The sequence below is a fragment of the Colwellia sp. MB3u-55 genome, from assembly GCF_014076785.1.
Classification (GTDB): domain Bacteria; phylum Pseudomonadota; class Gammaproteobacteria; order Enterobacterales; family Alteromonadaceae; genus Colwellia_A.
This window is the reverse complement of sequence record NZ_JACGUS010000114.1, coordinates 144,093-164,491: the sequence shown is the minus strand read 5'-3', so window position 1 is coordinate 164,491 and position 20,399 is coordinate 144,093. Positions and strand designations below refer to the sequence as shown.

Sequence of the window (20,399 nt, the reverse complement as noted above, 5' to 3'; positions counted from 1 at the left end):
AACAATAAGTGTTGAGTGCTGGCTAATAATAAAGTTTAACCAAAGTAAGCGGCTAAATCTTCACTACCACCAATGTTTTTACCATCAATAAATACTTGTGGTACGGTATCTGAGTTAGTAATAGCACGGAACATTGAAGTATTTACGTCGCTACCAACGATCAATTCTTCAAACTTTAAACCTTGGCTTGTTAATAATGCTTTAGCCTTTTTACAAAATAGACAATCGGGCTTACTAAAAATTGTAATTTCTTGAGACTGCACCGCTTCAGGATTAATGTAATTGAGCATGGTATCGGCGTCAGATACTTCAAATGGGTCGCCGGGTAAATCAGGTTCAATGAACATTTTTTCTATAACACCATTTTTTACTAGCATTGAATAGCGCCAGCTACGCTTACCAAAACCAATTTCTTTTTTATCAACTAATAAACCCATCGCTTGAGTAAAGTCACCATTGCCATCAGGAATGAAACTAATGTTGGCTGCGTCTTTGTCTTGTGCCCAAGCATTCATTACAAAGGTATCGTTAACAGAAATACAAACAATTTCATCAACACCATTAGCGTTAAATTTTTTCGCTAGTTCATTGTATCTTGGTAAATGTGAAGATGAACAAGTCGGTGTAAATGCGCCTGGTAATGAAAATACAATGACGGTTTTATTCGCAAAAATTTCATCACTGTTTCGACTTGCCCAACCATCGGCAGTAATAATAGGAAAAGTAGTGTTTGGAACTTGCTGTGTTTCTTTATTGGTAAACATAGTCACTCGCTTTGATTGATTTGAATCGATTAAGTGGCACTAGTATGGGTGAATAACTTGATTTAATAAAGTGATAAAAACAATTTACAATGATTGATTAAAGCGATTAATAATAAAAATTTTAATCCAGATTGATAATGAAAGAATCACATGACTTATGACAATAGCCAACGTTTAATTTCTTCGGTCATTATATCAAGTTGTAAATAAAGGTAGCTAGCAGATGCTTTTATATCTTTACTATTTTCAGCCCTAGCTTGCTGGCTAACCTCATTGAGCGTTTTAGCTATTTCAGGATGGGAAAAATACCGTGTACTGCCTTTTAGCTTGTGAGCAAGTGCTTGTATATATTTATGATCAAAATTCTCGGTGGCGCTTAGCCACTGCTTTTTTTCTTTTTGCCATGAGGCGATAAAAAGTCGACCAACATTTTTACTCAGTTCGATGTCGTGCTCATTATTTTTCAGCAGCATGTCTAAATCAAAAAGGCTGAAATTTTGTTTAATTAAGTCGTTTTTCTGCTGCTTCTTTAATAACTGTCGATAAGCATTGTTGAGCTTGTTGGTTATTTCTTCCTGTGGGCAAGGTTTAGCCATATAGTCATTGAAACCTGCAGCAATACACCTTTCTGCCGCGCCACTCAAAGCATCGGCGGTTACAGCAATTAACCAAAGCGGTCGGCTTTGCTCGCTTGCTGTTAACGTTTGAGCGAGTTCAAAACCATCAACATTTGGCATATGACAATCAGATATAATAATGTCATAAGCCTGTTTTTCATGTAAATCTAAAGCTTCTTGGCCGTCGTAAGCAATATCGGCTTTAATATTTAGACGCGCAAGTTGCGCACAGAGCACTTTAACGTTTACTAGGTTATCTTCGGCAATAAGAATACGTAGATCTTGAAAACGGTTATCGTCAGCGGCATTAATTAAACGGGTATTACTGCGACGGTTATCGGTGGAACTTTCTAAAGTTGACTGTTTTAGCTTTAAGCTAAAATGGAAAGAACTCCCTTGGTTTAGCGTTGAATCAATCTTAATTTCGCTACCCATCGCTGATATTATTTCTTGGCAAATACTTAACCCTAAACCCGTACCACCATATTTTCGCGTAATGTCGTCATCGGCTTGAATAAAGGGCGTAAATAAAAACGTTTGTTTTTCTGCCGCTATGCCCATGCCGGTGTCTTTTACATCAAAATAAAGTGTGTCGTAGGTATTTTTATTGATAACCTCACTGCTAACAACCGTAACAATTAAATCGATTTTTCCTTTATCAGTAAACTTAATCGCGTTACTAAGCAAATTATTAAGCACTTGTGTGAAGCGTGTCGGGTCGGTTAAATAGCAGTGGCTTATTTTATTGTCTATTTGTAAGTTAATATCTAATGGTTTGTGGTGTTCAATGTGATTAAAGCCACTAATAATATTTTTACAAAGTAAGTTAACATTTACTGGCACCGATTCTAAAGTCAGTTTGCCGGCGTCCATCTTTGAAAAGTCGAGCACATCATTGAGTAAAGCGAGTAAGTTAGTTGCCGAGCCTTGTAATGTTTCAAGTAAATCATTTTGTTCTTTATTTAAAGGTGTGAAAGCAAGGGCTTCTGCCATACCTAATACACCGTTCATCGGCGTTCTAATTTCATGACTCATCCGGGCAAGAAAAGTAATTTTCGCTTGTGCTGATTTCTCAGCTTCTATTTTTGCAGACTCAGCAATTGATAATGCATGTTCAATTTTTAGTTGTGCAAGCTTTCTGACCCTAAGCTGTCGATAATAAATCCAAAAAATAATCAGCCCAAAAAGCATAATAGCGACAAACAAATAACTGACATTTCGATAGGCAGTAGCAATTTGTTTATCGGCATTATTTTCATGGAAAGCCGTTTGACTCCATTTTGTATAAAGTCTTTCGTAATCTTTAGCAGAAACACTTTTAATGGTGCGATTAAGTAAGCTAATAACAATATCGTTACCGGGGGGACTCGCGAAAAAAAATTGAGCATTATCATTAAAGTTTATTAATGGTTGGCTGGTGAGATTAGAGAGTTGATTTTCTTTAACCAAATAAGAAGAAATGAGAGAGCCACCAATAAAGACATCAGATTCCCCCAAGGATACTGAAGTAATGGCCGCATTGATCGAGTCAAAGTAATTAAGGTGCGCAAAAGGAAGCTTTTCTAATAATAATTGGGTGGCATTAAAGTTATTAACCACAGCAACTTTTTTGTCACCTATGCCACTTAAGCCATCTATTATTGTGTCATTATGGCGATAAACCATACTATAACTGGCTTGCAAATAGGGCTCAGAAAAAATAAGCTTTTTCTCTCGATCTTTATTACGCTCAACCAACGGCAGCACATTAATTTTTTGTTGTGCTAAAGACGAAAAAATTTGCTCTACATTTCTTACATAAACAGGTTTATAGATAATACCGGTACGCTCAGTTGAAAGCGTAAATAAATCAATGGTGAAGCCTCGCTCGGTAATGTGATTAAAGTTTTTAGTAATAATGTAGGGCGGAAAACCTCCAGACACCACAGGAAAAAAAAGTTGATTATGGTCAATAATAAAATCTTTTTCAGCAACAGATAAATTTGTAAAATAGCTGCCAAAAGTTAACGAGATATTTCCTTCATTTAAGGTAATATATTTGTTATTCCACAACTCGGCTTGTTGTCGACTTACTGAGCGGATGCCGTCGTTAATTTTATGCATCAAGCTTCTATTGTTTTTACTCACGGCAAAGCGAAAGTCAACTTCCGGTGCTTCATCTTCAGTAATGTGAAAATCGCCACTGAGCTTATATTCTTTTAACTTTTCATTAAGTAACCAGGGTTTTGTTGCATATAAGGCATCATACTTTTTATAATCGCCAAGCAGCTTATCAAGATCTTGATAATAATAGCGTTCAATATCGCGACTAATAGAACTTAAAGTTGATTGATCGTCAGAGTAGATACCTATTTGCAGGCCGTTACTTTTATTACTTTGAATGCGACGAAACACTTTTTGTTTGAATTTAGCATAGGGAATACTAAAAAATACATCTGTTTGATCTTGCTGGTAACGAGTAACGGCGACGACATCAATACTCTTATTAGCAAGTGATTGATAAGCCTTTTCTGTTGGCATGTAGCTAAACGATACTTCACGTTGATTATCTATTGCCCAAATTTGCCAATATTCTTTAAGAAAGTTAACCAGCAGTTGAAACTTCTCTCCAGAAGCTGCATTGATTGACGCTCTATCAGGTAAAGCTATTCGAAGGGGCGCTTTACTGTTGGATAGTTGCTCTGCATAGACACTAAAAGTGACTAACAAAATACTGCACAATAATGTGCGTTTAAGCCAAGTAGACAAGTGCCATAACATATTCTTTATATCGCTTATAATGTCATCATTCATGGTTTAAAACTTAGGTCTTTATTTGCGTTTATCTATGGAGGCAGAAGTGAAGTCTTAATAAATACACTCTATGCTATAAGTAGCAAACCAGCAAATTTTAATAAATAAGTGATTGATTTAATATAATGAAAATCAGATGTTTTTTAGGTAATACTAGCTACTGCTTCCCGAGTTATTATTAAATAAACCTTAGTGGCCAACAAGTAAAGCAACTAAAAAGATCAGTATCACAGCGCAATAAATTTGCTTGCTACAGTAACAGCATGATAAATTACCCCTAAAGTTGTATATACAATTAAAAGGTTGAAGATGTCTAACACTTACACGTTAATAAAAGGTCGAATTCCATTGCTTATCAGCATGCCGCATAACGGTGAGGCTTTACCTGAATATATTGCCAATAAAATGACTGAACAAGGCAGAAAAGTGGCTGATACTGATTGGCATAAAGACAAGCTTTACGCCTTTGCTCAAGCGCGGGGTGCATATATTATTATGCCCAAATATAGCCGCTATGTTATTGACCTAAATCGAGATCCAGCAGGTGTTGATTTATACCCTGGTGCCAATAGTACTGAATTGTGTCCGACGACCTCATTTGACCTTGCGCCACTTTACCTTGAAGGGCAAGCTCCAGAAAAAGATGAAATATTACATCGGGTAACCACGTATTGGCAGCCTTATCATCAAGCATTAAAAAGCACTCTAGCTGACATGCAGAATGAATTTGGTAAAGCCGTTTTACTAGAGGCCCATTCTATTTTGTCGACCGTGCCGAGATTTTTTGAAGGGCAATTACCCGATTTTAATTTTGGTACAGCTGATGGTAAAAGCTGCGCGCCTGAATTAATCACCGCACTACAAAAACTTGATTACTCACCTTATAGCATGATCACTAACGGGCGGTTTAAAGGCGGCTTTATTACCCGAGAGTATGGTCAACCGCTAAAAAATATTCATGCGGTACAGTTAGAGCTTTCACAACGTACTTACATGAGTGAGCCCAGTCCAGAATACAATGAAGTGTTGGCAAGTGAGGTTATTCCTAAGCTTAAACAGTTAGTAGAAACCTTGATTAAGTTTTCACAACAAAAATTCTAGTGTAGGTGTGCTCGTATGAATGAGTCGCGATAACTATTTTATTAAGCCTTAATCATCAGTCAGTGGTGAATAGGTAAACGCAGTAAATATAGATTGGGTTTTACAACAAAAATTAGTAAAGGTATTTTCGATGAAGTTATTTGCAGAACGTATTTTATTAAGCAGCGGTTGGCATACGCAGCAAACATTAACCATAGAAAATGGTTTAATCACCGCAATAGCATCAGGCCATATTGATGGCGCTGAGCGAGTAGGGGTTGTTATTCCTGGTATGGTTAATTGCCACTCCCATGCTTTTCAACGTGCCTTTGCGGGTTTCAGTGAACAAGGTAGTGAAGGGCAAGACAGTTTTTGGACATGGCGCAGCATCATGTACAAGTTTATCGATCAACTGACGGTAAACGATGCCGAAATAATTGCCCGACAGCTTTATATTGAAATGCTTAAAATGGGTTATACCCGTGTTGCAGAATTTCATTATTTACATCATGAAATTAATGGTGAAAACCATGATGAACTTGCTGCCATGGCAAAAGCCATTTTTAAGGCCAGTAAGCAGTCGGGAATTGGTTTAACATTATTACCAGTACTTTATCGTTTCAGTGGCTTTGGTCCTTTACCGGCAAATGACGGCCAAAAGCGCTTTATTAATTCAATAGAACAATTCAATCAACTGGTCAGTGACTGCTTTACCTTAAGTGCTCATTATCAAAATACCAATGTTGGCATTGCGCCTCACTCATTAAGAGCGGTTGATAAAACGTCTTTAGAGCAGGCGGTAAAACATGTCCGTAGTTTAGATAATAAAGCGCCAGTGCATATTCATATCGCTGAGCAGCAAAAAGAAGTCAATGATTGTTTAGCGCATTATGGCCAACGCCCGGTGGAATGGTTATTAAATAATGTCACATTAGATCCACAATGGTGTTTAATTCATGCGACACATATCAACGAACAAGAACGCCAAGGCATTATTGCCAGTAAAGCGATTGCAGGAATTTGCCCAACCACTGAAGCAAATCTAGGTGACGGTATTTTCCCCACCAGCGAATTTTTAGCAGAAAATGGCACCTTAGCGATTGGCTCTGACAGTCATATTTCAGTGAATCCTATCGAAGAGTTACGCTGGTTAGAATACGCACAACGCTTAATTAAGCAACAACGTGCTATTTTAGCAACAGAAGATCAACCTTCAGTAGGTCGTAATTTGTGGCAACAAGCAGCCTTAGGGGGCGCCCAAAGTACAAATAGTAATACCGGTGAGTTAGCGATAGGTAAACAAGCCGATTTACTGGTACTTAATGCCAAAAAAGTGGCTTTGTTTGCTCACCACGACCAACACTTATTAGACAGTATGATTTTTGCAAGTCAGCATAATATGATTAACGACGTTATGGTCAATGGCCACTGGGTGATTAACGGCGGCATTCATCACCTAGAGCAAGAGTCTGAACAAGCATTCTCTAAGCTATTGGCCAGTCTTTCTGCTTAGCATTAAACTGTTATCGCACATCTAAGTTGTAGATCTGCTCGATAACAGCTTTATATCTTTTATAGGTTATTAATATTTCAATTTGCCTATAACAACGAACTATACTGAGCAATTGTTTTACAAACTTTCGCTTGGTTTTCTCGGTGCAAATGTGGGGATTGTTGTTTGGCATTACAAAAATCAGTAAAAAAAGCTTTTACTGATTTTCTATCGCTGGTTATTTCTTTTAAAAATTGTTGTTCTTCAAGACTAAAATTAACAAGCTGACTCTTTAGGTCAGTATAAATTTTATCGGCCTTCAACCTTACTTTGGTATCTGTAGCTTCTGAAAAGGCATTAGAAATGGCGTTTTTCTGTTCTGAAAACCACTCGTCTACTTCTGGTTGAGGATAAAAGTGTAAAAATAATGCCGCTGCGACGATTAAGATCAATAAATTTTTCATAATTCTTTATATAATTGAATGATTATATAAGAATAATCAATTTTCGGCTTATTCACTAATATTAATTGTTTTATAACGTATTCTTAGATAAATATCGTTATAATCTTGAGGCTTTCGTATATCAAGGATTTATCGTGAAATCAGAAGACAAGATCAAAAAAGCGCAGATACAAATTCCCGTTAAAAATATTAAAATACATCAACCCAATCAGGTAGAAACCTACCAGCCTCGTGATCAAATTTATGTGCGCAAAGTTAGTGGTATTTTCCAATTACTTAGGCAGCGGATGAACTTTTTTTTCTTAGCACTTTTTGCGGCACTGCCTTGGTTACGATATAACGATCATCAAGCCATTTTATTTGATATTGCAGAACAACGCTTCACGCTCTTTGGACTAACCTTGTGGCCACAAGACTTAACCTTACTCGCTTGGCTCTGTATTCTTAGTGCTTTTTTACTGTTTTTTGTTACCACCTTTTTAGGGCGTGTTTGGTGTGGATATTTATGCCCACAAACTGTCTGGACCTTTATTTTTATCTGGTTTGAAGAAAAAATTGAAGGGACCGCTAATCAGCGTAAAAAGCTGGATAGCCGCGAACTTGATTTTGACAAATTCTGGCGTAAAGCCTTAAAACATACTTGTTGGTTATTTTTCTCGATACTAACGGCATTAACGTTTGTCGGTTATTTTGCACCGGTTGATGAAGTGTTTATTGACTTTTTTACTTTTCAGGCCTCGTTTGCTTTAGCGGCGACTGTTTGGTTCTTTGCTTTTTGTACTTATGGTAATGCTGGCTGGATGCGGGAAATTATGTGTCTACATATGTGTCCTTATGCACGTTTCCAATCAGCGATGTTTGATAAAGATACCTTAACGGTTACATATGACTTTAATCGCGGTGAAAGTCGTGGTGCACGCTCGCGTAAAATAGCACATGAATCATTAGAATTAGGTGACTGTATTGACTGCAACCTTTGTGTGCAGGTCTGTCCAACCGGTATAGATATTCGTAACGGCTTACAATATGAATGTATAAATTGTGGTGCATGTGTTGACGCATGTGACGGGGTTATGGAAAAAATGAATTACCCGAAAGGGCTAATACGTTACACCACCGAGCATGAATTACAAGGTAAGAAGGTTCATTTTATTCGTTCAAAATTAGTAGGTTATGCCATCGTTTTATTGGTGATGTGTAGCTTGTTAGTTTTAGAGATTGTTAATCGCGCTCCGGTCACTATGGACATTATTCGCGACAGAAATGAACTGGCCAAAGAAAAATTTAACGGTGATATAGAAAATGTGTACACCTTAAAAATCTTAAATAAATCGCAAACTGATAACGTTTATCGCTTGTCTGTTAAAGGGATTGAAAACACTAAGTGGCATGGCGAGCAAGAAGTCATGGTAAAAGCCGCTGCTGTGTATACGTTACCGATGAGTCTGTCTGTAGACCCCTATGAATTAAAAGGTTACATGACCGATATTTCATTTGTTATTGAGTTGGTTTCAGAGGAAGATGACGTTTCTCTTGAACATGAAAGCAGGTTTTTTAATAAACGCTAATGTCTGTATTTGATTTTACTACCCTATCACCCGACTTGATCTTAGATGGCCTAGAAAGTACTGGCCTCTTTGTTGATAGCGGCTTGCTGGCTTTAAATAGTTATGAAAACCGTGTTTATCAATTTCATGACGAAGATAAGAAAAAATACGTCACCAAGTTTTATCGACCGCAACGCTGGACCGAAGCTGAACTTAGAGAAGAGCATAGCTTTTCTTTTGAATTAGCAAAACATGAATTACCCTTAGTTGCGCCGTTAAAAATTGGTGGAGAATCACTTTTTTCTCATCAAGGCTTTCATTTTGCTATCTACCCTTGTCGGGGCGGACGTATTTTCGAAGTAGACAATTTAGATCAGCTTGAATGGATGGGACGATTTTTAGGACGTATTCATGCCGTCGCGGCGACAAAACCTTTTAAACATCGCCCGACCTATAACAAGCAAGAAATGCTTTTTCAGGCCACCGATATTATAAAAGACTCTGGTTTTGTGCCACATTACCTAAGCAAAGCTTTCTTTACTATTTTAGAACAAGTGGTTGATATTGCAGCGCAGCAATATCAACCCAGCCATGAAATACGTTTACACGGTGATTGTCATGCCGGTAATATTTTATGGACAGACAAAGGTCCACATTTTGTCGATTTAGATGATTGTCGCATGGGGCCTGCTATTCAAGACCTATGGATGATGCTTTCAGGTGATCGCCAACAACGGTTATTACAACTTGATACTATGCTTTCGGGATACGAAGAATTTTATTCATTTGAACCCAAGCAACTTATTTTGATAGAATCATTACGTACCATGCGTGTTGTTAATTATATGGCTTGGTTATGTAAGCGCTGGCAAGACCCAGCGTTCCCGCATAACTTCCCATGGTTTAATACTGATAAGTATTGGGAACAGCAAATTTTAATGTTGAAAGAGCAAGTGTCTGCCCTTCAACAGCCACCATTAAGTTTATTACCTGCATAATTATTAATAGCGCAGGGCTATTGTTTGAGGAAAAACGTTAAATGAAAAAATTAGTGAGTTTATTTGTGATGTTATTATTGCCATTAATGGCATCAGCAGCAAATTATCAAGAAGGTACGCATTATACAATCGTGAGCGAACAGGCTACCAAAAAGCCTGAAGTACGTGAATTCTTTTCATTTTACTGTCCACATTGTTTCAAGTTTTCACCTTTCATGACTAGCGTTAAAAAGCAGTTACCAGCAGGGGTTAAATTTGAATTCAATCACGTTGATTTTTTACGTGGCGCTTCTCAAGTGATGCAGGAAACGTTAAGTAAAGCGGTAGTTGTTGCCGAGCAAATGGACATGGAAACTAAGCTAATGGGCGCACTTTTTAATTATATTCATGTGCAGCGCGCAGTCTTTACTTCTGAAAAAGATATTCGTAATGTTTTTGTTTTGAATGGCGCTGATGGCGAAAAGTTTGACAAATTAATGAAAAGCTTTGGTGTAAATAGCCAAGTAAAACAAATGAAGAAAAAGCAAACCTACTACGCAAAAAGTGGTGGTTTAACAGGTGTGCCAGCCGTTATTGTTAATGGCCGCTACAAAATTGAAAATGCAGGTTTAGATAAAAACAACTTTGAAGCTGACTACAGCAACTTAGTGAAGTATTTGTTAACACTCGACTAAATGACCGTTAGCAAGACAATAAAAAAGGAGCTAAATAGCTCCTTTTTTATCGCGTTTTTTTTCTTTTTTATACAACAAATAGCCAAAAATTAACGCAACAACCAGTAAAGATAAACTCAGTAATATTTGCTGTTCCTCCCCGACTTTAATACCTGCGCCAAGTAATGAAAATATCAACATCTGTGGAATAAAGCCAATACAAGTGCCTGTAACATAAGGGATAAACCTTACCTTAGCCATGCCTGCTAATATGTTAGTTAAAAAGTTTGAGCCCGCAGGTAACAAACGAATAACTAGAGCTTTGCTGAAGGTGTCCGTTGAGAAAAAAGTAGATAGTGTGATTAGTTTTTCGGGGTAAGCGTCAAGCACCCTTTGTCTAAAAAAGGTTTTTGCGATAAATAACGTTAGCATGCAACCGAGTGTTGCCGCTAAAGTGGCCAGCAGCGTCCCATAAACAATGCCAAAGATGTAACCACAAGAAAAAGCAGCGACTTGCCTGGGTAAACCTATACTGGTCAGTAATGCCAATAGACTTAAAACCATTAACACCCCCAGATATCCTTGAGGAATAAACTGGTCAAGTAATGGCTGTAGGTTATTGTTTTTCAATACATCTAAAGAAAATAACACGCTAAAAAGAATGGCAATACTAATTAATGTGGTCATTAAAAAAAGTGTTTTAGTTTGTTTGCTCAGCATCTCTATCCATATTAAACAATCATATCTGATAAAATTTTCGCTTTCGCTAAACTAAATTCTTCATCGGTTAAAAAACCCTGTTGTTTTAAATCAACAAGCTTGTCTAGCGCACTTATTAATTCCGAGTCATGAACAACGATGTCGTGCAATACCGCTGCGGTTTGCTTACTAGGTAGCGGTTCTTTTATTACGGAGGCATCAATGCTTTTAGGCTCGGCCTTTTTTTTCTTAAAAACTTTTTTTATCGCGCTCTTAGCGATGGCTACTTTTAGTGGTCGTGGCGTTGTTGCTTCTGGATTCAGCTGGGTGGCAATAAACCAGTTCCAATCAATTAATGACTCTAAGGTATCAAAATATTTCGCTTTGGTTAGACGCTGGTTACCTTTTCTAAAATATAAGCATACAACATATGTTTTAGCGTTTTTATCGGTTAAATAAAGCAGGACTTGTCGAGTTTCATCATTAATAAGCTTATGGCGATGCGCTTGATTAAATGACAAGCGCAGTTTGTTCTCGCATTGCTCATTGTAACCATGGTTAATATCCTCATTAATAATACTGACGTTGCTATCGTTTACCCAAATTTCACTTTTAACAATATCGGCAATAGCCAATTGACTGTCTACTTCTGACTGATGGCGCTTGTAAAACGATACGGTTGTTTGGCTAGTATCGAGTTCAAAGCGTGCAAACATACCTCTTAATTTTGCTTTTTGATTGACCGTTTTTAGTCGTAATCGATAAAACGCCACCGCAACCACCAATATAAACAGGGTAAGCAGTAGTTTGCCATAAGCGCTATTGTTGAGTGGCGCCGATTGTTCATCACTTTTTTTCTCCACCTGAATACGCTTACTATTCTCACTTTTTAATGGGATAGCCTTTACCGATAATAATTGTTTATTGGTTAAATCTAACAGTAAGGGTTCGCCGTTGTGATTAAAGAGTAATGACACTTTATTTTTTGGAGAAAGCTCATCACGACTAAAAGACAAAATAGGTAATGCAGCGGCGCCACTTTTAGCCTCACTATTTACCATCGTGGTATTCAATTGGGCAAGTTGCCAATTTTTTGAATCATTAATAAGATATAAGACACTTCCCACAGACGCTTCTAGGTTTCGCCCATAATAAGGGAAAATATTTCCATGAGTCCCTTGAGTAGATTTCAGCGGAAAAACAAGGTTGTTTTGGTAAGAATCTCGCCAGTCAGCACCTTTATCAGCAACAACAACTTGGTGACCGCCATCGTAGTCATGTTCTACGAGTAATGCGCCATAATGTTTTTTTGACCACGAAAAAGAACTAATGCTTTGAGCACCTAAAATAAAGATCTCATTGTTAACGTCGTTTGTTTTCATAAAAGGGTTACTACTTGGCACCCTATAATTTCTTAAGCCCAATTTTTCAGGATTAATGCGTAACACAACGCCAGAATATAAAGCGCCTTCGCTAGCGTTGGCTAAGCTAGCGTTACTGTCAGACAAAGCAACAAGCATTAAGCCATAATCATCGTGCCATACTTTATTATATGGATTAAAGGCAATTTTCTGTATTTGGTGTGTGGCAGTTGGCACCGCAATTCTCAGCACTTCTCTGCGTTGCTGCACATCAATTTTAATTGCCGCTGTGTTGTCGTATTGCCACTGCGTTATCACAGCGTCAAATGGCAATGCAACCGGATCGGCTAATAGCGTTAATCGCGCAACATTATTGTTTATTTTAGCGGGCTCAATATGTGCAGTAAAAAAGTTTTGAAAGCCAGTTTTATCTGCTAACAAAAAACTGGGGTGAAACGTTAGCGCGGTTAATTCAACTTGTTTATCGGTAGTATGATTATTTAAAGGTAAGCTTGCTAAAAAAGTGAGCTTGGCATTATTAAGTAAAGACAATTCGCCAGCAGCGTTTGCAATTAAGTATTGCTGCTTATTCTCACTATTAACAGGTAATGCAATAACGGTTGTTTTATTAGTTGAACTTAGGCTAGGTAGCTGGGCTAAAACTTCGAGTCGAACTTCTTCAGCAACCGTAGTTAAGGGCGTTAATAGCCAATAAAAAGCCAGCAACATTAGAAGTGCTTGCGTAGTTATTTTTTTTATATAATGAAAAACGTCCATATTTTGCCAACAATCCTAATTTTATAAAATTATAGGTAATCCGTTTTAATGTTTCAATAAAATGACTTGGTGTGAATCAATAAATTGTGATTTTTTACTATCATTGAGATAGCTTAATCTTCCGTCGACAACTAATTGGTCGCCTAGCTCGGCTTTATCTTTAATATAATGTGCTTGTTTGCCCCAGATATGTACCGAACGTTCGATAGAAATATTTTGGGTTTGCTGTGTTATAGGCGAATACACTAAATTATTAACGGTTAAGTTAAGCGCGACTAATTCTTTATTATTCTCGGTTAGTACTAAATTAATGTCGCTGCTTATTTCACCACTCATATGCACTTGGTTTATTGACTGGGCGTAACCCTTTGCAAATGTTTGTGCATAAGTGGCGTGTAGTATTTCACGGTTAGCTTTTTTACTATTAAGTAAATAACCTTGCACTAAAATAATATCACCCTTTTGCGAGTGAATAAGTGAACGATCAACAATATCACCAATAACTTTAACCGTATGATAACTCGTCCATTCTTTAAACTGTTGGCTCGTTTTGTCAAACCATCGGCTATGGGTTGCTAATACCAACTCAGCTACAGCAAGGACTGGGTTTGCTTGATAACGAATATCAGGCTTAGCAACTAAATTTCCTAATAAGGTTACTGAACATAAATGATTTTGGCTTAGATGATTTGTCATGGCAATTTAATAAAAAAAACTATAGTGCTAATTTACTGAAAATCATCAGATTAAGCAAATACATGACATTAAACAACCATAATTTTTCTGTACTTTGATGATAAAATTGTTAGTATGCCGAACAAACCAAGGGGTGCAATAAAAAGCTGTTGTTAATAAGCTTTTGTATTGCTGAGAATTTTTACCCTTAATACCTGAAACGGATAATGCCGGCGTAGGAATGGTTAATATGTTGAATATTTATCGTAAACACTTTGTGTAAGTGCTTACTTACGGTGTATTTGCCTTATTGCTCTTTTTTGCTTGCATGCCATAAAAAGAGCCCAGTATGAATTTTATAAAATCTCCTATTTCAATCGCGGTAACAACGACTTTATTGACTTTTGCCAGTGTCACACAAGCAAATGAGTCAAATGATATTGAGCGTATAACTGTCACTTCCAGTTTTAATAAGCAATCTTTAGCGCAAGCACCTACTAGTATTGCAATCATCGACCAACAAAAAATAGCTGAGCAGGGCATTCAACATTTTGAAGAAGTTATTAATGGTGTCGCCAACTTAAATTTCTCTGGTGGAACATCTCGTCCGAAATATTTACAAATTAGAGGCGTCGGTGAACGCTCTGAATACCGCGGTGCGCCAAACTCATCAGTGGGCTTCATTGTCGACGATATCGATTTGTCAGGCTTGGGCATGGCAGCTTCTATGTACGATGTTCAACAAGTTGAAGTCTTAAGAGGTCCACAAGGAACACGTTTTGGTGCCAATGCGCTTGCGGGTTTAATTTACATAAAATCAAAAGACGCAACAGAATTACCCGAGCATGGTTTTAAAGTAACATTAGGCAATGACGACTTAATTAATGTTGCCGGTTATAGCTCTGGTGCTCTCACTGAATACTTAAATTACCGCATATCACTAGAGCAACATCAACAAAACGGTTATCGCGACAATCTTTATTTAAATAGAGATGATACTAATGGCATTGACGAGTTTTCTGGAAAGTTCAAATTGCAATATACGGCAATAGAAGATTTAAGTGTTGATTTTACTTATATATTTGCGGATAACGATAATAGTTTCGATCCTTGGACATTAGATAACAACGGCTTTAATACGATCACGGACAATCCAGGTGTTGATAATCAAAAATCGCATGGTGGGGCACTAAAATTTAGTTTTGAAGGTTTGTCATTTGCAAAATTCGAAGCGATAAGTAGCTATACCACGACAGAGCATCAGCACGCTTATGATGGTGATTGGGCAAACGCAGATTATTGGGCAAGTAAAAATTGTGATGGTGCGCCATGTGAATACAGTTACCTTTGGGACAAACGCGCCGATAGAGATGTATGGTCACAAGAGTTTCGATTATCATCAAATGACGCTTCAAGAATTTTCGACAATACAACTGCTTGGCTAGTGGGTACTTACATTAGCAAAATGAATGAAGATAACGACCTTGACTCTTTTTATAATGGTTGGGCAGACGAAGTACTAGACTCTACATACTCAGCTAATAATTATGCAATTTTTACCCAGTTAGACAGTGTTCTTAACTATGGCCATGAGTTATCAGTAGGTTTGCGCGTTGAAAAACGTTCAACCGATTATAGCGATAGTGCTGGCGATGAGTTTGAACCGTCTGAAACCATGTGGGGTGGACACGTCGCATTGAGTAAGATCATTAACAATGAGCATTCTGCCTATATTCGTGTCGCGCGTGGCTACAAAGCGGGTGGTTTTAATATGGATTTACCCGAGCAATTAATCCAATTTAAAGAATTTGATACCGAAGTCTTAGTCAATTATGAATTAGGCCTACAATCGAATATGCTAAATAATACCTTAGTCAGCCGACTAGCCTTATTCTATATGGACAGACAAGATCAACAAGTTAATGCTTCTCAACAGAACCCTGATAAGCCACAGCAATTCACCATTTACACAGCAAATGCCACCAGTTCAAGCAGTTACGGTTTGGAACTTGAGTTAACATATCAAGTTAATAGTAATTTAACGATCGACTCGACAGTGGGCTACCTAAACGCAACATATGATGTTTATGGCTATTCTGACAAGTACGGTACAAACATTGACATTTCAGGACGCGATTTAGCACACGCACCAAGCTATACCTTCAGCCTTGGCTCTACGTATCGCAGCGATAATGGCGTTGTTTTTAATGTGAACTGGTCAGGAAAAGATGAATTTTTCTTCTCTGATAGCCATGACGAAAAAGCGTCAAGTTCAAACTTATTGAATGCGAAAGTTGCTTATGAACTCGCTGACTGGTCTATTTCACTTTGGGCTAGAAATATTACCGATGAAAAAATTGCAACACGTGGCTTCTTCTTCGGCAACGAACCTGATTTAGATTGGGTAGCTAAAAAATATCAACGTTTTGGAGCACCAAGACAAATTGGTGTAACGTTTGATTATAACTTTTAAAGCTAGCACTTTTAAGTTAACAAACGATCATGCTGAACGAACATTTCGTCATGATGAAGTAACACGTTGTCATGCTGAATTTATTTCAGTATCTGTATTTGTGGCTTAGAGCAATGAGATCCTGAAACAAGTTCAGGATGACGGGTTTTTTAGCTTGGCAGGGCAGTTGTTAAAAACCGCCATGCCGTTATGTTGAAGTAACATGCCGTAATACTGAAGTAAAACGTCGTCTTGTTGAACTAACACGTCGTCATGCTGAATTTATTTCAGTATCTGTATTCGTGGCTTAGAGCAATGAGATCCTGAAACAAGTTCAGGATGACGGGGGTATTCAGGATGACGGTTTTTTTAGCTTGGCAGAGCCGTTGTTAAAAACGGCCTTACCGTTATGTTGAAGTAACACGCCGTCATGCTGAATTTATTTCAGTATCTGTATTTGTGGTTTAGAGTAATGAGATCCTGAAACAAGTTCAGGATGACGGGTTTTTTGTTCACTTGAAAAAGTGGCATACCATTAGGAAATAATATGAAAATATCTATAGAAATTAGTTTGTATCCTCTAGCAGAAGAAAAATTTAAAACTGAAATTTGGGCATTCATTAAGCGCCTTCGTAATGTAGTGGGCTTAAATGTAGTGACTAATGGCATGAGTACACAAGTATTTGGAGACTACGACTTAGCTACCCGTCATGTCATGGCAGAAATAAAGCATGTCCATCAAACCTTAAATGCTGCTGTTTTTGTATGTAAGTTTATTGGTGGTGATCGCTCAGAAGTCGAAGCTGAAAGCTAATGGTTGAATCTTTATCAGCAACAGTCAATTACTTTACGCATTTGCCTCTCTGGGAATTATTAGCGGTAATTTCAGCATTATTTTATGTGGTGTTAGCGGCAAAAGAAAATATTTGGTGTTGGCCAGCTGCACTAGTGAGTACCATTATTTATAGCGTTATTTTTTATGATGTTTATTTATGGATGGACGCCTTATTGCAGGTTTATTATTTAGCAATGGCCATTTTTGGCTGGTATTGCTGGCGCCATGTTTCTTTGTCGCAAAATAACACAAAAAATAATAGTCATTCAGGCACATCATTAGCCATTCAAAGCTGGTCGCTACTCTTTCATATCAAAATAGTGGTCTTACTAGCTGCTTGCTCTTTGGCTATTGGTTGGCTAATGGACAATTACACGCCAACACACTTCCCTTATTTAGATTCTGCAACTACGGTATTTGCGGTGTTTGCGACTTATTTAGTCACTAAAAAGGTTTTAGAGAATTGGTTATACTGGATAGTCATCGATTTTGTTTCCATTTATCTCTATTTAGAAAAAGGCTTGCAACCTACCGCTGTGTTATTTGGCTTATATGTAGTGATGGCTATGGTCGGTTATGCAATTTGGTACAGCAAATATCAAAAGAGTCATCAACAAGCAACAGGCAATGTAGCCTCGGCGACTGAGTAGTTGAGTGGCGGCTTTAATCAATCAAAAAAGTAACAGCAACTCTGAAGAGATTAAAGCCTTACCTTGTTTTACTCATCGCGATTGTAAAATTGAGCGATTAACAGGGGGGGAAAGTCATCAATGTTTTAAAGTGACGGTTAACAAAAATACTATTGAGCAAAATTTTTTTGTAAAGTCCTTTGCGGGCCATCAACAAACAGCAAAAGCCGAGATTGCCAGTCACTTATTAGCAGCAAACATGGCTGTAGCACCGGCTATTATTTATCATTCAGCATCATGGCTTGTTACCGAGTTTATTAACGGTGATTCATTAACCTGTTTTTATAAGCAACAAACTGTCAGTGCAGCTAATAACAAACTTACGGTGGCGATGTACTTAATGGTAAAAACTCATCAGCTAACGCCACCAGAAAATCATCCGGTGTTAGCCATTGAAGAGCTGCTTTACCACCAAGCCTCCAATAGTAAACTCTCGCAGTCTCAGCATATCGCGCTACAGAAAATAATCAGCGAAATAACACCTCCGCAAGCCAAGCATAATCACTTAGTACTTTGTCATGGTGATGTTAATTATGAAAACATTCGTGTAAGCGCACTGTTTAATAATGAAAGTCCGCAAAAGCATGCTTGGTTAGTCGATTTCGAATGCAGTTGTTTAGCTGAAGCCGAATATGATCTCGCCATGTTTATCGCAATTAACGAATTCAGTGTTAACGATATAGATGTTCTAATACAAGACTATCAGCAATTTACTAATGCGACGATTGATGAACAAAAAGTGCGTACATATCTCGCTTGTTGTTATCTCATTAATGGCTTGTGGTACTTAGAGGCTGGCTATCAACACAAGCAAGCGAAAAAATTAATGGCTAAGGCACACCAGCAGCTTGTACTTTTTGACCAATTAGGCTTGTTAACAGAAAAAATAACATTATTATTTTAATCTGTACTATCTTTATTATCCTCAGTAAATTACTCAATAATAGCTACTGTTTATAAAGTAGTTATATTGAATTTAGTTACTGACTATTTATTAGTTTATATCAACTTATATCGCGAAGTTACTTTTGTATCACAGTGATTTATTTAAGTTATTGAACATCCGGCACCGTAATAAAAATGCAATAAAGGCTTAAGATTTTAATAATGCAAATCAGCCATTAAATATTTTTTTATTGTTATTCTTTTTGTTGATCAGGCGTGATGTCGATGCTAATATTTACTGCAAAGATCATTCTGTTGTTTATCTATATAACAAGGAATGTTAGGTTTTTTACTTTCAAATCAGGGATTAACAATGAATAAAATTATGCTTACAACAGTTGCTGCGGCAATTTCTTTGACTTTATCGGCATGTTACCAAGATGATGGTACTGTTCTTGCGCCAAACCAAGCGCCGCCGGTTCCACCAACGCCTTCTACATTAGATGTATCAGGTTCTGGTATCAAAGGTGTATTAGCTAACGCTTTAGTTGAGGTTTTTGATAGCTCAGATTTAGAAACTGCTCTAGCAAACACTCAAACAGATGAAAATGGTGATTACACACTTTCATTAACTGATGCTTCTGGTGAAGCAATTACAGGTACTTTTTTTGTAAGCGTAAGTGCTGACGAAGATACTACAATGATTTGTGATGCTACAGTTTGTGGTGACGTAGTTAGAGGTGGCGTTGTTCCTGCTTCACAATTAGCGGGCTTAAAACTTTCAACAATGAGCAATTCTGACGGTAGCGGTACAATCTTTGCTGAAGTTAACGCATTAACAACACTTGCAACTGAAACTATTTTAGCGGTAATTGAAGACGATGCAGATATCGACCTTTCTGACCCAGAAATTTTTGAAGCGTTTCAAGTAGATGCTTCTCGAGTAATTGGTGCTACTTTAGGTTTAGATTTATCTGAAACTAACATTTTTGACGTTGTAATTGTTGATGCTTCAGTATCTGCAAATGTATCAACAGATGATATGGTAGCAGCAACGTTAACGCTTATTAACGGTTCGCTTTCAGGTTTAGAGCCAGGCACTGATGAAACTCTTGCTGATGCAATTGAAACTTATATCGCTGCAGTTAAACTAGTTACCAAAGCGATTATTAATAACCCTGGCGCAGCATTAGATGCTGACACAGTAGCGGCAATGGCAAGTATTAATGCTGTTCAAGCTCAAGTTTCGCAAGCAATTATAGATTTAGCATCAGTTATTTCGGGCGATACAGGTAATGCTGTGGGTATTGTAAATATTCCTGACGTAATCAATCCTGATGATATTGCAGCTTCTGTTGATCTAGATGACGAAATTACTGGCGGTACAGGTGGTACTGGCGGTACAGGTGGTACTGGTGGCGGTGGTACTGGTGGGTAACTAATCCCAGTAACTATTATCTGAATAAAAACCGATAGATTTATCTATCGGTTTTTTTTTGCCAGAAATGCTCAATAATAATGCTAAATATAGAAAAATAGATCATTATAATCAGCTAAATATTTAATTGCAGAATAACTTCGTCACCGCCATAATCATTGCAAGGTAGCTATATTTAAT

The 20,399-nt window shown here is 37.5% G+C and carries 16 protein-coding genes and 1 riboswitch; of the genes, 10 read left to right on the top strand and 6 right to left on the bottom strand.

The genetic code is table 11. The features are described 5' to 3' along the window. Nucleotides 1-35 precede the first annotated feature (35 nt). Together H4J66_RS10750 and H4J66_RS10745 are read right to left on the bottom strand one after the other, a co-directional pair. Nucleotides 36-764 carry a glutathione peroxidase gene (locus H4J66_RS10750; RefSeq protein WP_182174240.1) on the bottom strand — a complete coding sequence of 243 codons (729 nt, stop codon included), beginning with the start codon at nt 762-764 and terminating at the stop codon, nt 36-38. 155 nt (nt 765-919) lie between these two features. Next, nucleotides 920-4,174, bottom strand: coding sequence for an ATP-binding protein (locus H4J66_RS10745; RefSeq protein ID WP_182174237.1), 3,255 nt, complete (start codon nt 4,172-4,174; stop codon nt 920-922). Between the two features lie 309 nt (nt 4,175-4,483). Between H4J66_RS10745 and hutG the strand changes: the two genes are divergently transcribed. Both hutG and H4J66_RS10735 read left to right on the top strand, forming a co-directional pair. Further along, nucleotides 4,484-5,275 carry an N-formylglutamate deformylase gene (gene hutG, locus H4J66_RS10740; protein WP_182174235.1) on the top strand — a complete coding sequence of 264 codons (792 nt, stop codon included), beginning with the start codon at nt 4,484-4,486 and terminating at the stop codon, nt 5,273-5,275. Nucleotides 5,276-5,405: 130 nt separating this feature from the next. After that, nucleotides 5,406-6,767 (top strand): formimidoylglutamate deiminase, encoded by a 1,362-nt coding sequence (locus H4J66_RS10735; protein WP_182174232.1) that lies wholly within the window; start codon nt 5,406-5,408, stop codon nt 6,765-6,767. 86 nt (nt 6,768-6,853) lie between these two features. Here H4J66_RS10735 and H4J66_RS10730 read toward each other — a convergent pair whose 3' ends face one another. Next, nucleotides 6,854-7,210, bottom strand: coding sequence for a hypothetical protein (locus H4J66_RS10730; protein WP_182174230.1), 357 nt, complete (start codon nt 7,208-7,210; stop codon nt 6,854-6,856). A 134-nt stretch (nt 7,211-7,344) separates the two neighbouring features. Here H4J66_RS10730 and ccoG point away from each other — a divergent pair, with 134 nt between their 5' ends. Genes ccoG through H4J66_RS10715 form a run of 3 tightly spaced genes read left to right on the top strand, consistent with a single transcriptional unit; the run spans nt 7,345 to nt 10,429 of the window. After that, complete coding sequence (gene ccoG / locus H4J66_RS10725) at nt 7,345-8,778, top strand: cytochrome c oxidase accessory protein CcoG (protein ID WP_182174227.1); 1,434 nt, start codon at nt 7,345-7,347, stop codon at nt 8,776-8,778. Next, complete coding sequence (locus H4J66_RS10720; protein ID WP_070375165.1) at nt 8,778-9,755, top strand: serine/threonine protein kinase; 978 nt, start codon at nt 8,778-8,780, stop codon at nt 9,753-9,755. Before ccoG ends, H4J66_RS10720 begins: the two co-directional genes overlap by 1 nt. A gap of 41 nt (nt 9,756-9,796) precedes the next feature. After that, the gene (locus tag H4J66_RS10715; RefSeq protein ID WP_182174224.1) at nt 9,797-10,429 is read left to right on the top strand and encodes a thiol:disulfide interchange protein DsbA/DsbL; all 633 of its coding nucleotides are present in this window, start codon (nt 9,797-9,799) and stop codon (nt 10,427-10,429) included. A 30-nt stretch (nt 10,430-10,459) separates the two neighbouring features. On the opposite strand, the gene H4J66_RS10710 is transcribed toward H4J66_RS10715, so the two are convergent. Genes H4J66_RS10710 through H4J66_RS10700 form a run of 3 tightly spaced genes read right to left on the bottom strand, consistent with a single transcriptional unit; the run spans nt 10,460 to nt 13,941 of the window. Beyond that, nucleotides 10,460-11,128, bottom strand: a complete 669-nt coding sequence (locus H4J66_RS10710) for a TVP38/TMEM64 family protein (RefSeq protein ID WP_182174221.1) — start codon at nt 11,126-11,128, stop codon at nt 10,460-10,462. An 11-nt stretch (nt 11,129-11,139) separates the two neighbouring features. After that, on the bottom strand, nt 11,140-13,245 hold the full coding sequence (locus tag H4J66_RS10705) for an SHOCT domain-containing protein (RefSeq protein WP_182174218.1): 2,106 nt from the start codon (nt 13,243-13,245) through the stop codon (nt 11,140-11,142). A gap of 45 nt (nt 13,246-13,290) precedes the next feature. Beyond that, nucleotides 13,291-13,941 carry a single-stranded DNA-binding protein gene (locus tag H4J66_RS10700; RefSeq protein ID WP_070375161.1) on the bottom strand — a complete coding sequence of 217 codons (651 nt, stop codon included), beginning with the start codon at nt 13,939-13,941 and terminating at the stop codon, nt 13,291-13,293. Nucleotides 13,942-14,060: 119 nt separating this feature from the next. Next, nucleotides 14,061-14,179: riboswitch (TPP riboswitch) on the top strand. Nucleotides 14,180-14,269: 90 nt separating this feature from the next. Here H4J66_RS10700 and H4J66_RS10695 point away from each other — a divergent pair. The 5 genes from H4J66_RS10695 to H4J66_RS10675 all read left to right on the top strand — a co-directional run bounded on the left by H4J66_RS10695 (nt 14,270) and on the right by H4J66_RS10675 (nt 20,219). After that, nucleotides 14,270-16,393 carry a TonB-dependent receptor gene (locus H4J66_RS10695; RefSeq protein WP_182174215.1) on the top strand — a complete coding sequence of 708 codons (2,124 nt, stop codon included), beginning with the start codon at nt 14,270-14,272 and terminating at the stop codon, nt 16,391-16,393. 526 nt (nt 16,394-16,919) lie between these two features. Further along, a complete protein-coding gene (locus H4J66_RS10690; RefSeq protein WP_182174212.1) occupies nt 16,920-17,186 on the top strand; it encodes a hypothetical protein in 267 nt (88 codons plus the stop codon). After that, the gene (pnuC, locus tag H4J66_RS10685) at nt 17,186-17,857 is read left to right on the top strand and encodes a nicotinamide riboside transporter PnuC (RefSeq protein ID WP_182174209.1); all 672 of its coding nucleotides are present in this window, start codon (nt 17,186-17,188) and stop codon (nt 17,855-17,857) included. The genes H4J66_RS10690 and pnuC overlap by 1 nt, the downstream gene beginning before the upstream one ends. Nucleotides 17,858-17,861: 4 nt before the next feature. Then, complete coding sequence (locus H4J66_RS10680) at nt 17,862-18,800, top strand: phosphotransferase (protein WP_182174206.1); 939 nt, start codon at nt 17,862-17,864, stop codon at nt 18,798-18,800. 354 nt (nt 18,801-19,154) lie between these two features. Next, a complete protein-coding gene (locus H4J66_RS10675) occupies nt 19,155-20,219 on the top strand; it encodes a hypothetical protein (protein WP_182174203.1) in 1,065 nt (354 codons plus the stop codon). Nucleotides 20,220-20,399 lie beyond the last annotated feature (180 nt).